Raw genomic sequence first — 13,987 nt, 5'->3', positions numbered from 1 at the left:
TTCACCGGTCGGCCCTCCAGCGCTTGTCGGGGCTGACCAAGGGGCTTCCGCTTTTCTGATTAGTTCCGTACCGGAGGAGCTGTTTCTTCCGGTGACAGTTCACGGATCAGGACTGGAACTGGATAGTTGACTCCATCCTTTTTCTCCAGCTTGATGGCGTATAATGCCTGGAGTGCCTGATGGTCCTCTTCACGGAATGTCATCTTGCCCTTCGGAGTGTCAAAACTCATGCCTTCCATGGTTTTGATCAGTTTCTTGGAGTCCGCGTCGCCTTCGGTTTTCTTCAACGCTTCTACGATTGCCATCGCAGCTGTCATGCCTCCTGGAGTGAACAGATCAGGCAGTTCGCCATTAAAGCGTTTTTTATGTTCGTCCACGAGCCATTTATTGATGTCATTTTGCGGAAGATCATGATAATAAACAGTGAAGCCTTCCATGCCAATCAGTGGTTCCATAGTTGAAAGGGCAGCGATATCAGGAGCACCGGTGGAAATTTTGATGCCTTTTTCCTGAACCTTCATGTCAGCAATCTGGTTCCACGGTGAGTTGGCGCCAGCCCAGACGACGAATAAGTAATCCGGCTTCTGGTCGATGATTTTCTGGATGTTCGATGTAAAGTCCGTTGCAGCCGGATCTGCATATTCTTCATGGATGATTTCAGCGCCCAGTTTTTCTGCTGCTTCCTTGAAAGCCGAGACGCCATCACGGCCAAATGAATAATCCGGTGCCAGAGTGGCGATTTTCACGCCTTTCTTGGCAATTGCCGCAGCACCCGCTACAGCATCCTGTGAAGAGTTCCGCGCTGTACGGAAAATATATTCATTGAATTCGGAACCGGTAATGCTGTCTGCCACTGCAGGTTCTACAATCATGATCTTTTCATATTCCTCAGCCAACGGCAGGACTGCTAGTGTGTCACCAGAGCTTGATGAACCGACAAGGAAATCCACTTCATCCTCTTCAAGCAGCTTTGTCGCTTTCTGGACAGCTACCTCTGGTTTGGTTTCTGTATCTTCGACAATGAATTGAATTTTACGGCCGGCTACTTCATTGGTTCCGTCAGTAGCATATTCCAGACCAAGCTCGAACCCGCGGAGTGTCTGCTTGCCATAAGCCTCAAGCCCTCCTGTTTGCGAAGCCAGAACACCGATTTTGATCGGTTCCGTGTTTTTCGGTTCATCCTTCCCTTCTTTTCCATCTGTTCCACTTGACTTCTCCGTTCCCGATCCGCTACAGGCACTCGTAAACAACAGGACCAAGATCAGCATAAAAGATAAAGCAAAATTCCGTTTACCCGCTTTCATTTCCTCTCCCCCTTTAAAAGTGGTGCATCAAAGCCGCAAGCTTTGACATCATCTTAAAAAATTGCAGTTACAAATGAGTTACAGCAGATTTGAAAAATATGAAACTATCCAGAGATTTTTCCGTATAAGAATATACATACTTAAAGGGGGACAACTTCAATGGATTCTATATTCTGGTTTCTTATCATCCTTTTCGGTCTGCCATTGCTCATCACAACAGGCATCATGACACCGATTCAATATAGGTACATAAAAAGTATGGAAGATTCAAAGAAAAGGAGAAAGCAAACCCAGAGTGAAATGTATGAGGAAATGCCTGTCCAGGAAGAAGTCCTGCACCTGAACCTGCAGTCGAATCCGTTGTTTCTGCCGGCCAATATTATCGCGGGAATCATTTATAAAATCAGGCACCGATAAAAGATTTATCTATTGGAAGTTTCAAATAAAAAAGTATCCCCTCCTATTTTTATGGCGATAATTGGACTAAATGCCTAAAAATACGGAGGGGATTTTTTATGGAAGCTATCTATTTGATTAATGAACAGATTCATATAAATGGATGTACCAGGGATGAGAGCTTTGAAATCCAGCAAAATGCCCTGGCTGATTTTATTCAAAAAGAAAGAGTAGAGCCGGTAAAACTGAATCCATTTCAGCTGTATGAACATTATACAATCCCCCATGCCCTGCTCTATGACTTGCAGTTCCACAAAAGGCAGATTGATTGCCTGCTGATGTATTCAGATCAGTCAATCAATGACTTTGCCATAACCTATCCTGCTAGATGGCTGATGCTGAAAAGTTATTTTGACAGGGTCCTAACAGTTGTATAATCAGAACCTCTGCTTATGAGGTCACGCATTCGTTCCCTCAATGATCATGTCATACATATGCCTGGTCGGTTCTAGGGGAGTGACACCCAGCTCTTCCTCCAGCACCTCGCAGCACTTCCTATACCAGCGGATTGCCTGAGGGCGATTGTTTTTTCGATAATAGCAAAACATCAAAAGTCTGTACGCTTCCTCCCATGTTCGATCCTTGCGGAGGATTTTTTGGCACCAGTGGATGGCAGAGTCATAATTTTCCCGCCTTACATTCAGCTGTGCCAGTTTCTCGGCACTGCGCAAAAAATAGACCAGCAGCCTTTCCCGCTCATTGATGCACCAGTCTTCATACCTCCGTTCCGGGAGATAATCCCCATTATATAAATGCAATGCGCGCTCTAGTTCCTCTATTGATTTTTCCGTGTTCTTCTCTTCAAGACCGGTTTCTGCCCATTCTTCGAAAAGGCGTGAATCCAGCTCTAGCGCTGCATGGGGATTGATGCCATAACCAGTCCCATCCCTGATGATGAAAAACGGCGCCGCCCTTGCCTTACGTGCAGGTTCAAGGACATTGTTCAAAGCATTCAACGCGACTTTGAAATCCCTATCTGCATTCTTATCCTCATATGCTGGCCACAGAATCTGAAAGATATCTTCCTTCATCAGGAACTGATTCCTCTTTGTCAGGAAAAGCTGGAAAAGCTCTTTCGCCTTCCCTCTTTGCCAGCTCCGGTCCTCCACTTCCCTATCCCCAAGCCAGAGACGGAATTGCCCCAGAGTCTGGACCCTTAATGTATAGCCAGGATGGGCATTCAAGCGCGGAATTTTTAAATCCTCCATAAGCTTCTCCGTATATGCCGGAACGATTGACAGCTTCATTGCATGAATCAGCATCGGGGAGAGGATCTGCAAGTCACGTGGGCCAAATGTCGTCTTCTTTTTGAGGAAAAATTCATATGCACCGGTCTTCATCCGTTTTAAAAAGCTGGTGAATGCCGTTTTGAAGCCTTTTTCATCGCCTAAATTGAAATATAGAACTGAATCCCAGAATGACAGCAGCATTTTGCCATACTCATCACCGCACTGATTGAACAATTCCTCTGTTTTTCTCAGGAACTCAGCCGCCTCCTTGAACCTGTCATTGTAAATGGCCGATATGGCCATGCAAAGTGTGATCAAGGCAGAAAGCCAAACATCCTTCACCTGTTCCGTTTCCAGAAGCGCCTTTCTCCCAGCCTCGGCAGAACGCTCATATTCCCTTCTTGACCCATAAAGGATGCAAAGGCCCATCAGCGGTTCAGCCTTTCCTCTTTCAATGCTCAGACGGCCCATAATATCGAGTGCAGTTTCATAGCACTTTTCGGCTAGCTCCAGGTCGTATTGATCAATCAGCTGAACGGCATGCCCCATCCTGATCCATCCGCACGCCTCCACAAATGGCGCTTTGCTGTTGATTCCATGTTCAATGCCTGACTGGGACAGAATCTTCGCCTGCATGCCATTCCCTGTAAAAGCTTCAATCAATGCCAGCAGCAAATCTGTTTCCCGATGGGATTGAGGCAGATGGAGCTTATCCACTCCTTTTAAATCCGTTAAAATCCTCCGGGTCTCAGCGAATCGGCCGGTCCTAAGGTACAGACGAGCCTCCAGGTTCCCGTCTTCAATCTGCACCCCCATAGACCTCGCCCGTTCAATCCATTTTTCAGCTTTCACTGCCTGCCCGGAATTGATCAGGTTTTCGGCAAGAAGCCTGTACAGCCTTCCCGTTTCCTTCGCTGCGTCTTCAAGCCTTGCTGTTTCCCTGAGTTCGATTGCCCTGGCCAAAATGCGTTCCGCCTTCAGAGGCTGAATGGTATCAAGATATATTTTTGCTTTTCCTTCAAGCGCCCTGCTCTCCCACTCCACATCACCGGTACTCACGGCTGTCTGGATCGCTTTTTCATAGCATCTTTCCGCCTGCTGATACATGGACCGGTAGCGATATACCTCACCTTCCAGGAATAAGAGGGAACAATAGCGGTTTTTATTTTCCATTGGAATTTTTGCCAGCCGCTCCTGCAGGTTCTCGAGTTTACCCCTCTCAAGCAGTTCCAACCCCTGTTCATCCATGATCGCTGCTGCTGCATCATATTGGCCGGCCTTTTCGTAGCAGTATAAGGCTTCTTCCCACTGTCCGTTCTTTTCAAAATAACGTCCGCTGTTCAAAATTAAATACTGATAATGCTCTGGCCGGTTTGTGAGCAGCCGATTCTCGAGAAACTCACGGAATAGGGAATGATATCGAAACTGGTTCTCGCCAACCTGATGAATGAACAGGTTTTTCGCGGCCAACTGCTGCAGCATCTGGACTGAACTATTCATGCCAAGGATGTGATCACAGACTTCAGAGCTGATTTCCTCGAAAATGCAGGTCTGCTCCAGGAACTGCTGGATCATCGGAGGCTGTTTCGAGAATACTTCATGAACCAGGTATTGAAACAAATCCTCCAGCGACTTTGCAGGCTCTGTTAAAAGGTCATCGAGACTATGAAGATGAGGCAGCTGCTGGGCTATCATCCCGACCGCAATGACCCAGCCTTCAGTAATTTTGTACAACTGGTCAATTTGTTCATCACTGATTGTCATTTGATAATAATCCGAAAGAAGTAATTCGATTTCCTCCTTGCCAAAAATCAAATCGCTTTTCGAAATCTCATTCAGCTCATTCCTTGCCTTCATTTTGGCAAGAACCTTCCATCCCGGTTTCGTCCTCGTCGAAATGACGAGATGAAGATGGTCTGGCATATGCTCAAGCAGCTTTTCCATCCAGACATTGATATGGTAGGAATGTTCTATTGCGTGGAAGTCATCCAGGATGACGATAATTGGAGCAGGTATTTGCAAGGTTTCGTTGATGAAAAGCGAAGAGAGCATGCTTAATTCCTCTTCCCTTATATAGCGGTCCATCTTTTTCATATAGGCTGTTAATTCAAGGCCAAAGTCCGGGAACAAGGTTTGGATCGAGGCTGTCAAATAGGATAAAAACGGGAGAATATCGTCATCGGAAGAAGTGATTGTATACCAGCAGCATTGCTCGTTTTGGTCCCTGACATGCATCGCGAGAGCAGTACTCTTCCCATAACCCGCCCCTGCCTGGATGATGGTCAGCCGCTTTTCGGTAATCGCTTTCATTTTTTTCGAAAAATCCGCTCGCCTGATCCATTGTTCCTGCAAACTGGGGACAATCAGCTTTGTTTTGATCAATGGCAATGTTCCCTGCATATAATCTCCGCCCTGTTTTTATTATAATGATGCTAGTCTAGCATACGGAAAATAAAAAAAGACTCGAAATTTGACGAGTCTTTTCCCATAGAAGCAAATCTCAAAACTTTATATCCATTTCTTCAAGCGGCCAGTAGCGAAGATTTACCTTGCCCACCACCTGCTTTTCCGAAATGAATCCAAATTGTCTGCTGTCCCAGCTGCCGAGCCGATTATCACCAAGTACAAATAATTTCCCTTCCGGCACCGTTTCAACTCCGGTCAAATCCTCTAGGGTAAAATCACCGGTCAAATAACCTCCTGGTGATTGGTCACGATACTGCTTCAGAAATGGTTCATCCACTTTCTTTCCATTGATGAATAACCGGTCCTTTCGATACTCAATCCGGTCTCCCGGCAGCCCGATCACCCGCTTCACAAAGTCTTCGTCTTCATTCGCATGGAAGACGATCACATCAAACCGGTCAAGATCCTCCGTCTCATATCCCAACTTGTTGACAACGACTTTGTTTCCATCCTCCAAGGTCGGGAGCATCGACTCCCCTTCAACCACGTAATTGGAAAAAAAGAAGATTCTTATGAAGACAAATAAGATGATTCCAAGCGAAAAAGCCTTGATCCACTCTGTACCTTCTCTTTTCATTGCTTCTCTCATCCTCTGCATCCACCACCTGTCAACCTGATCCTGTTTTCATTCATCGTTTTTTCGGAACACTCATATTCATTTTTACTTCGATTCTTTTGCCGATATACCAAAGGATGGCAATTACCACCAGAACGAGGGCAGTCCGTGCCGGATTGGTGATTAAAGCGCGAATATCATAGCCAACGAAGCTGATGGTAAAAATCATCACCATTTTTCCCGTGATGACAGCAAGCATATACTGGGGCATGCTGATTCTTGAAAGCCCGGCGACAATATTGACGAGGGCAGAAGGAGTAAAAGGAAAACACAGCATCAGGAAAATCGGTCCGAAACCATGGCGTTCAATCCAATCCATCCCTTTCTGGACTTTTTGGTGCCGCTGTAAAAACCTGAGAAGTCTTCCCTGGCCATATCGGCGAAAAATCCAAAATACGAGCAACGCCCCGAGTACCGCACCAGTCCAGGAAAAAAGAAACCCAAACCACAGTCCAAATGCATTCGCATTCGCCATGACAAATAAAAACAACGGCAGGAATGGCAAAAATGCTTCAAGCATCGGCAGCAAAATCCCCGGAATCGGCCCAAAGGAACGGTACTCGCTGAGCAGCTCCATAACTTTTTCAATTGTAAACCACTCTTTCATCCATTCAACGTCCATTGAAATCTCCTTGTCCAAACAACCTTCTGGTCGGCATGCATCTTAATCCTTATTTTCTATTTACCTCATAGAGACGATTGTACACCTCTAATCAGAAACCCACAGTTATTTAGCTAAAAATTCCTCCAGGGCCTGTCTGTTGGCTTCTAAATCAATCGCCAGCACGGCTCCGGCACCGCTCACCCTCTGATCCTCAAATGACCCTTCAACCGGGATTCTCATTGTTTCAATATTCCTGTTGTCTTTTGAAATCAGGCCTTTTCCCATGAACAAGATATCACCGGTATCCATATTGGTATTGACGAAAGGAGTGACTACTCCTACGAGTTTAGGCAGCTTTGGCAACGTCTGGATGCTGGCAAACTCCTTGCCGACCTCTTTTATGACACTTTGCTGACGTTCGACTCGGCCAAAGTCCCCGACTGCATCCTGTCGGAAGCGGACATATCCAAGCAGATGTTTTCCATCCAGCCTTTGCACACCAGGCTCCAAGGTTACCCCTATTCCCTTTGACATTTCCTTTTCCACATTGACTTCAACACCTTCAGGAAATGCTTCATCAATCAGGCGGACAAATCCTTCGAAATCAACGATCGAATAATATTGGAGGCTGACATCAAAATTGTCCTTGATTGTCTGTCTCAATAATTCCGGCCCGCCAAGCGCAAAGGCCGCATTGATTTTATTCATCCCATGCCCTGGAATTTCCACATATGTGTCCCTCATAATCGAGGTCAATTTATAAGATTCTGTATCCGGATTATAACTGGCAATCATGATTGTATCCGAACGCGAAGCTTCCTTTCCTCTGGCATCACTGCCGATCAACAGAATATTTGTCAGTCCGTTCCGGTCACGCTCGCCATTAAAATGGTATTCCTGCTTATTTTGATTCGCAGCCTCTTCCGAATCATTCACTCCAGAGCGGTACTGCATATAGGAGTAGAGCAACATGGCCCCCGCCAGGAGGAACAACAGCAAAAAAACGCTGGACCACCTGATTCTTTTTCTTTTTTTCTTATGCTGGTGTCTATCAGATCTCATATGAAAGTTCCTTCCGATTATAGTTATTGAAAAACGTCATTTATAGTATTTTCCTTCTTTCACTATAACCTTAAACTTTTCTGGTGAAATTTTCAAAAAAAATCCGCGGCATGGGTTTGCCGCGGGTTTAAAATTTTTTTGAGCAGAACACTAACGGTGAAGATGATTCTTTATCATTTATTTTATATCTCACTTTATTGTATATTTTTCTTCAACCTCCTAATTAAATAATACCGATGTAATTCGAACATGTGGTACATCATAATGTATGAAATCATAATATAACCACTGATTAAAACAATAGCTACAGTGTTATCAGAAACAAAACGTAAGCTCATTGTCGCCAATAAGTAACCTAGAAATGAAAATGTTGAAACAGTACCTGATACTACCTTGGACCCTCGCTTCTTCTTGTTTTTCTTACTTTTTTCTGCATAAACCTTTTTAATCTGATCTCTAAAAAAGAAATATAAGACTATACCATATCCTAAAAACGAAAGAATAAAAAATAACGGAGATCTTATACCTAACATCCCATATGCTAATTTTTGCATGATAACTATAGAACCAACAGATGCCACTACTCCATATAAGCCTTTTATCAAAAAGAACTAGCACCATGAAATTCGATATTTCATTTTCAGATGGTATATGCATTACATATTTTTTAAAATTTTTATCTAGGTTTACTATTTCCAATCAAACCACCCCCTTTGTTTTTGAAAAATGCATCCGAAAATCATCTTCTTTCATATTTCCACTTGGAGATTATCCAATCCAAATGACAATGCAAGTTAGTCAGTGTTTTGCGATACTTCGCTCCTTTAAATTCCAATATTAGTAAATTACTAAATATTACTTATCTAGTCAAATAATCTAATAGTTTCCAAAAAAAAGAGAAAATAAGTCAATACGACTTATTCCCTCTCTTTTCTTAGTTAACGTAAACTTAGTTAGTCTACTTGCACCTTATTTAAAGATATTCATTAAACCAGTCGACGATGGACTGCAGGCGACTTAATCGCAGATTCGGCTTTCCGCTTCTTGATAGCTCGTGGTTTGATTCAGGGAAGCGGATGAACTTCGTTTCCTTTCCCTGCCTTTTCAAGGCGATGAAAAGCTGTTCTGCTTGTTCAATCGGGCAGCGGTAGTCCTTTTCGCTGTGAAGAATCAATAGCGGTGTATTGACTTTATCCACATAGGCGAGCGGTGAATGCTTCCACAGTGTCTCCAGATTACTGAGGTCCGATTGAATCTGCCACTCGGTAAAATAGTAGCCGATATCACTTACACCATAGAAGCTGATCCAGTTTGAAATCGAGCGCTGGGTGACGGCTGCCTTGAATCTGTCTGTATGGCCGACGATCCAGTTGGTCATGAATCCGCCATAGCTGCCGCCGGTCACTCCCAATCGATCACTGTCAATGAATTCGTAGTTTTCCAGCGCATAATCGACGGCATCCATGACGTCCTGGTAATCTCCTCCGCCGTAATCCCCACGCACGGCATTGACGAACTGCTGCCCATAGCCGTGGCTGCCGCGAGGATTGATATAAAGAACTCCATATCCTTCTGCCGCAAGGACCTGGAACTCGTTAAAATAAGAGTTTCCATACATCGCGTGCGGGCCGCCGTGAACTTCAAGGATCAGCGGATATTTTTTACCCTCTTCATACCCAGCCGGCTTCATGATCCATCCGTGGAGCGGCGTACCATCACTGGCCTGGAACGAAATCTGTTCTGGCTGAGATAAAGTAATAGAATCCAGGAATTTTTCGTTCATTGAGGTCAGCTGCTTCTTTTCACCAGTGGTTACTTCCAATTGGAACAGTTCCCCTGGAATCACCGGGTTGCTGATTGCGGCAACAATTCTCTGATTTTTCCGGTCCAGTGTATAACCATATACATGCTGCTGATCAAGCAGAGCAGGATACACTTCTCCATTCAGGTTAGCAAAATATAAGACAGTGTTGCCCTGGTCGGTCGCCAGGAAATAAAGGCTTTCACTGTCTTCACCCCAGATCAATCCCGGGCTGTGGGCTCCCTGTTGGAAATCCGCCGCAACAGCGTCACCGACAAGAATATCCATGTTTTCCGTGATGCATTGCACATTGCCAGTCTCCATGTCCCGAATATATAACTGGCTTAATGTTGCATTCTCAAATTCCCTTTCATGCCCTGTATAGCCAATGTATTTTCCATCTGGAGAAAAAACTGCATTGCCAAAGTATCCTTTGCCATTCGTAATCTTTGTTTTATCTCCTGACTTGATGTCCATCAGAAATAGGTCACTTTTGAATGAAAAATCCCGTTGCGGAGACTCATCTGCCGATATAACAAAGCTTTTGCCATCAGGAGACCAACACTGCAGATGGTAATCTGCCTCTCCTTTTACAGCCAGCTCTGCCGCTCCATCTTCAACATTCACGATCACAATCTGTCTGTACTTGCCATCCCAGAAGCCTGCAGCATCTGATTTATATTTCATTTCCTCAGCCACGAACGGCTCGAGCTTCTTGTCATCCTTCTTCTCGTCTGCTTTCTCCAACAAATCCTCGTCTGGTTTTAAAGAGACGGAACAAGCAATTTTTTTACCGTCTGGAGACCACACTGGGCCACTGGCACCATTCTTGAAATCGGTCACCTGCTTTGCCTCTCCGCCAGCTGCATCCAGGACAAAAATTTGATTCTTCCCGCTGCGGTTCGACACGAATGCGAGCTTCGTCCCGTCCGGTGACCAACGTGGTGATTGACTGCGGTTTTCCCCATAGGTCCATTGTTTCGGCTCCCCGCCATTTTCTATATCAGTTATGTATAGATTGGAGGCATAATCATTCTTCTTCTCCAACATCTCAGTCTGCACAAACACACACTTTTTACCATCCGGTGAAAACTGGGGGTCTGTAACGGATTTCAACTCAAATAAATCTTCTGCCTTGATCAATCTTTTTTCCATCCTGCTAGTCATCCTTCCAATGTAAAATTGATGCTACTACATTATTATTTCGTTAACAGAAATATATTTCCTGCTTCAGAACGAAACTTTTTAGCTGCTGAATCAGCAACTCTGTAAGTTTATTGTCATTTTGGAAAAGATGTTACTACAAGAAAAATTTTTTATCCTCTTGAAATCCTGTTCAAAATCCATTACGATAATTACGAACAGATGTTCTTATTATATATCGAAGGGGCAGAGCAAAATGACAAGGATTCCTGAAAAAGACCGCGATATGATGGAACAGGCCATCTATTTGCCGATGGTGCTGGTCGTGCTCAATCGGGATCTTTCTGTCGTTGAAAATAGTCCATTTAAATTAAAGAAGCCTTATTTGGAGCTAATCGAAGAAACAATGAAAGCCGTACAGAAAGAGCTCGCACAAGTGAAAGCCTACCTTAAAAAGAATCAGCTGAAGGTTGAGGAAGTAAAACGGGATGATGCCTTCACCATGTTTCTCTTCATTTACAAAGGATACGAAGAACACCATAATTACTTCAATCCCCGCATCCGCAACAAAGTTCAGGAATTGATGATCCACTACCTTTTCAAACGATTTGACCCGAATTTGGGAACAATTGAAAAAGAATCCGGCTGAACAACCGGATTCCCTTTAGCTTTTTTAGTCTTTATATACCTCGCTGACCAGATTAACATGTGGATAGCCTTGCGAGTCATTGAATTTAGGTCCATGCAGAAGGTACAGTGCTTTCCGTTCAGTTTCTTTCATCCGCTGCATGAATTTAGTGCGCAGCATGGATGTCCGAAGCAGCTGATTTTCGAATGAATGATGGGATACCGGCAGAATCATGGTCTTCTTGTTCCTGAAGGTAACTTGTGTACTTTGGGCATCCACTTTCTTATGGAACAACACATGCTCATGCGATACCCAAATGCAGTCCGGCTTTGTTGGTGAGCTTGTCGGCATGAAATAGATGGAGCTTATAGGGTCGATAATGATCGGGGTTTTATGGGTGATCCCGGTAAGCTGTTTTGTTCCTTCTTTCCTGCCTTCATAACTGCTTCCAAAATATCTGCAGCTTTTTTTGATAATATCTATCGGCCTGAAAGGGGAAACATACTCCTCCTCCAGCTCAATGACCCTCGAGTAAATCCTGCTGCCGTATTCTTCAGGTAGAATAATCATCGTAAAAGGGTTTATTTCATATTCATCTACTAAATTCCTTGAGTTCCCTGTCATTCCTTCACCTCCTAAAAATACCTTACACCCTATTTTAACATAATTGCTAAAATTTTCTTTAAAAACAAATAAAGTTCCGTTTTTAGCCACAAATAATATCCTGATAAAAATTTTCTAAAAATTATAAAAATTTAGTTGATTATCTTTTCAATCCTCCATATAATATAAAAAAGGTCTAAGAGGTGAGGTCAATGAAAGAGAAATCGTATTCTGAAACGATGAAGGCCAGTGTGATGAAACGCATCAAAGCCAAGGAATCATTTGTTCTGGACCTGTATGTTGACATGTTAATCTCAGAAATTCAGCTGAATACCAAAAGAGAAAAATTGATGACCAGAATCGACAAAGCGATAGATGACCGTGACAAAATCCTGTTTTTGACTTTGACGGAAGAGTTGAAGGATCTGAACAAACAATTTGGAACATAAATGAGTGAAATCCCCTATATCGGGGGTTTTTTATTATCTTGAAATAAAAATGCCTTTACTCCTTTTAAACGAAAAAAAGAAACCCTCGGCTAGAGGGTCCCACTATTCATCTTCCAGTTCATTCCTCTTCTGGATTTCATACTCCTCAAGTCTCGAAATTCTCTCCAGCATGGTTGGATGGCCGTAGCGGAAGATTTTTACCAGCCAAGGCGGATCAACCTGACTGAGTCCGGCCTTCGTCAGTTCCTGGAAAGCAGAAATCGCCGCATCGGTGTTTTCCGTCATTTCAATCGCATAACGGTCTGCACGAGTTTCCTGGTAGCGTGACACAAGGTTGGAGACAGGGCTTGCGGCAAACATGATCATTGATAGGAACATCAGGAACAATGGCAGTGACCTCAAGTCACCAGGATGCTCCAGTTTGAATTCCTTGCCCCATCGATCAATTGCCCAATTCATCAATCTCGAGACAAAGTAGAGACCGAACAAGGACATCAACAGGTATCCGGCAATCCCGATGTATATATGTTTTTCCACGTAATGGGCCATTTCATGGGCCATTATGAACAAGATTTGATCATCATTCAATTTATTCAATGTCGTATCCCAGAGAACAATTCTTGAATTGGACCCGATTCCCGTCACATAGGCATTAAGGGAATTCGTCTTTTCTGCCATATCCACTTCGAATACATGCTCAGCAGGGATTTTCGCCTGCCCGGCAAGATCAAGGATTTTTGTCTCCAGCTCTTTATTTTTCAGCGGGGAAAAATCATTGTAAAGCGGGTCGATCACAACAGGCTGCAAGAACATGATAAACAAAGTGAACGGCACGGAAACCAGCCAGGCAAACAGCCACCAAAACCGCTTGAACTTGTTCATCAGCCAGTACAGGACAATGACAATCACAAACATCATGGCATAATTGACCCAGAAATCGATCAATTCGTCCTTCATCCAGGAGGCAAAGGACTGTGTGGATATATTATAAGTCTTGGAAAGGGTGTAACTGATGTAACTTAGAGGAAAAGTCGCCAGATAGGCAAAGAATGAAAGCCAGATTAAATAGATCGCAGTCTGGCCAATCTTATTCTTCGACGTCTCTTCTCCCCATTTCTTAAAAGCTTTAGAGAGCCCGAGCAGCAGAATCAAAAAGTAAAACAGCCACTCAAAGGGCGTAGACAGGAAGAACAATAAATTCCTGACCTTCGAGAATTCCTCGCTCAGCATAAGTTCTCTCCCGTTCAGGAATGTTGCCGGGTCAGCCCTCGACCCCTCAAACTCAAATGGAAGATTACTATCTGCAAAGTAAAATAAATACCAGTACACCGCAAAACCATAGAGCACATAGGCGATCACACCATAAAAACCCATCTTTCTCGCCATAGCTTCTCCCCCTTTACCTACAACCATGTCTATAACTATTTTAATCCTTTGTCCTAAAAATAGAACAAGTTATTGAATACAGGGACAATTGGCAAGAAAGTTTATGCAGGCGTAACCTCCAATTCGCTTCTTTCCCCTTGAATGGTGCCCTTATGGAGGTGGGTTGCCTCGCATAAGGGTATCTTTTCACCTGAATGATGCCCTTATAGAGTTGTATTGGCTTGCATAAGGGTATCTTTC

12 protein-coding genes are annotated in these 13,987 nt (G+C 43.9%); 4 read left to right on the top strand and 8 right to left on the bottom strand.

Annotation, left to right across the window (positions count from 1 at the left end):
* Window positions 1–59: 59 nt before the first annotated feature.
* Entirely contained in the window at window positions 60–1,304 is a 1,245-nt protein-coding gene (locus J7E38_RS03855; RefSeq protein ID WP_214704972.1) for a substrate-binding domain-containing protein, read from the bottom strand.
* A gap of 159 nt (window positions 1,305–1,463) precedes the next feature.
* Here J7E38_RS03855 and J7E38_RS03850 point away from each other — a divergent pair, with 159 nt between their 5' ends.
* Together J7E38_RS03850 and J7E38_RS03845 are read left to right on the top strand one after the other, a co-directional pair.
* Window positions 1,464–1,721, top strand: coding sequence for a DUF3949 domain-containing protein (locus J7E38_RS03850; RefSeq protein WP_214704973.1), 258 nt, complete (start codon window positions 1,464–1,466; stop codon window positions 1,719–1,721).
* 98 nt (window positions 1,722–1,819) lie between these two features.
* On the top strand, window positions 1,820–2,137 hold the full coding sequence (locus J7E38_RS03845; RefSeq protein ID WP_214704974.1) for a hypothetical protein: 318 nt from the start codon (window positions 1,820–1,822) through the stop codon (window positions 2,135–2,137).
* A gap of 21 nt (window positions 2,138–2,158) precedes the next feature.
* Here J7E38_RS03845 and J7E38_RS03840 read toward each other — a convergent pair whose 3' ends face one another.
* The 5 genes from J7E38_RS03840 to J7E38_RS03820 all read right to left on the bottom strand — a co-directional run bounded on the left by J7E38_RS03840 (window position 2,159) and on the right by J7E38_RS03820 (window position 10,693).
* Window positions 2,159–5,389 carry a winged helix-turn-helix domain-containing protein gene (locus tag J7E38_RS03840; protein ID WP_214704975.1) on the bottom strand — a complete coding sequence of 1,077 codons (3,231 nt, stop codon included), beginning with the start codon at window positions 5,387–5,389 and terminating at the stop codon, window positions 2,159–2,161.
* Window positions 5,390–5,489: 100 nt separating this feature from the next.
* Window positions 5,490–6,044: a signal peptidase I gene (gene lepB, locus J7E38_RS03835; RefSeq protein ID WP_214704976.1), complete on the bottom strand. Its 555-nt coding sequence runs from the start codon at window positions 6,042–6,044 to the stop codon at window positions 5,490–5,492.
* A 40-nt stretch (window positions 6,045–6,084) separates the two neighbouring features.
* Window positions 6,085–6,693, bottom strand: a complete 609-nt coding sequence (locus J7E38_RS03830; protein ID WP_214704977.1) for a TVP38/TMEM64 family protein — start codon at window positions 6,691–6,693, stop codon at window positions 6,085–6,087.
* Between the two features lie 105 nt (window positions 6,694–6,798).
* Window positions 6,799–7,737, bottom strand: a complete 939-nt coding sequence (locus tag J7E38_RS03825) for an LCP family protein (RefSeq protein ID WP_214704978.1) — start codon at window positions 7,735–7,737, stop codon at window positions 6,799–6,801.
* A gap of 973 nt (window positions 7,738–8,710) precedes the next feature.
* Window positions 8,711–10,693, bottom strand: a complete 1,983-nt coding sequence (locus J7E38_RS03820) for a S9 family peptidase (protein ID WP_214704979.1) — start codon at window positions 10,691–10,693, stop codon at window positions 8,711–8,713.
* Between the two features lie 244 nt (window positions 10,694–10,937).
* On the opposite strand from J7E38_RS03820, the gene J7E38_RS03815 reads away from it, so the two are divergent.
* Entirely contained in the window at window positions 10,938–11,330 is a 393-nt protein-coding gene (locus tag J7E38_RS03815; RefSeq protein WP_214704980.1) for a YhjD family protein, read from the top strand.
* 24 nt (window positions 11,331–11,354) lie between these two features.
* Here the strand turns inward: J7E38_RS03815 and J7E38_RS03810 are convergent, their stop codons facing one another.
* Entirely contained in the window at window positions 11,355–11,933 is a 579-nt protein-coding gene (locus J7E38_RS03810; protein WP_214704981.1) for a competence protein ComK, read from the bottom strand.
* Between the two features lie 191 nt (window positions 11,934–12,124).
* On the opposite strand from J7E38_RS03810, the gene J7E38_RS03805 reads away from it, so the two are divergent.
* Complete coding sequence (locus tag J7E38_RS03805) at window positions 12,125–12,361, top strand: IDEAL domain-containing protein (RefSeq protein ID WP_214704982.1); 237 nt, start codon at window positions 12,125–12,127, stop codon at window positions 12,359–12,361.
* Between the two features lie 102 nt (window positions 12,362–12,463).
* Here the strand turns inward: J7E38_RS03805 and J7E38_RS03800 are convergent, their stop codons facing one another.
* Entirely contained in the window at window positions 12,464–13,747 is a 1,284-nt protein-coding gene (locus tag J7E38_RS03800; RefSeq protein ID WP_214704983.1) for a M48 family metallopeptidase, read from the bottom strand.
* Between the last annotated feature and the right edge of the window lie 240 nt (window positions 13,748–13,987).

Source organism: Bacillus sp. ISL-35 (assembly GCF_018613355.1).
Classification (GTDB): domain Bacteria; phylum Bacillota; class Bacilli; order Bacillales; family Cytobacillaceae; genus Mesobacillus.
The sequence above is the reverse complement of the archived record's forward strand: the minus strand, read 5'-3'. Positions and strand labels throughout refer to the sequence as shown.

Bases quoted from the DNA above. Each gene is read 5' to 3' on its own strand.
- J7E38_RS03855 (WP_214704972.1), bottom strand. From the start codon at position 1,304: ATGAAAGCGGGTAAACGGAATTTTGCTTTATCTTTTATGCTGATCTTG.
- J7E38_RS03820 (WP_214704979.1), bottom strand. From the start codon at position 10,693: ATGGAAAAAAGATTGATCAAGGCAGAAGATTTATTTGAGTTGAAATCC.
- J7E38_RS03815 (WP_214704980.1), top strand. From the start codon at position 10,938: ATGACAAGGATTCCTGAAAAAGACCGCGATATGATGGAACAGGCCATC.
- J7E38_RS03800 (WP_214704983.1), bottom strand. From the start codon at position 13,747: ATGGCGAGAAAGATGGGTTTTTATGGTGTGATCGCCTATGTGCTCTAT.
- J7E38_RS03840 (WP_214704975.1), bottom strand. From the start codon at position 5,389: ATGCAGGGAACATTGCCATTGATCAAAACAAAGCTGATTGTCCCCAGT.
- J7E38_RS03810 (WP_214704981.1), bottom strand. From the start codon at position 11,933: ATGACAGGGAACTCAAGGAATTTAGTAGATGAATATGAAATAAACCCT.
- J7E38_RS03845 (WP_214704974.1), top strand. From the start codon at position 1,820: ATGGAAGCTATCTATTTGATTAATGAACAGATTCATATAAATGGATGT.
- lepB (WP_214704976.1), bottom strand. From the start codon at position 6,044: ATGAGAGAAGCAATGAAAAGAGAAGGTACAGAGTGGATCAAGGCTTTT.
- J7E38_RS03825 (WP_214704978.1), bottom strand. From the start codon at position 7,737: ATGAGATCTGATAGACACCAGCATAAGAAAAAAAGAAAAAGAATCAGG.
- J7E38_RS03805 (WP_214704982.1), top strand. From the start codon at position 12,125: ATGAAAGAGAAATCGTATTCTGAAACGATGAAGGCCAGTGTGATGAAA.
- J7E38_RS03850 (WP_214704973.1), top strand. From the start codon at position 1,464: ATGGATTCTATATTCTGGTTTCTTATCATCCTTTTCGGTCTGCCATTG.
- J7E38_RS03830 (WP_214704977.1), bottom strand. From the start codon at position 6,693: ATGGACGTTGAATGGATGAAAGAGTGGTTTACAATTGAAAAAGTTATG.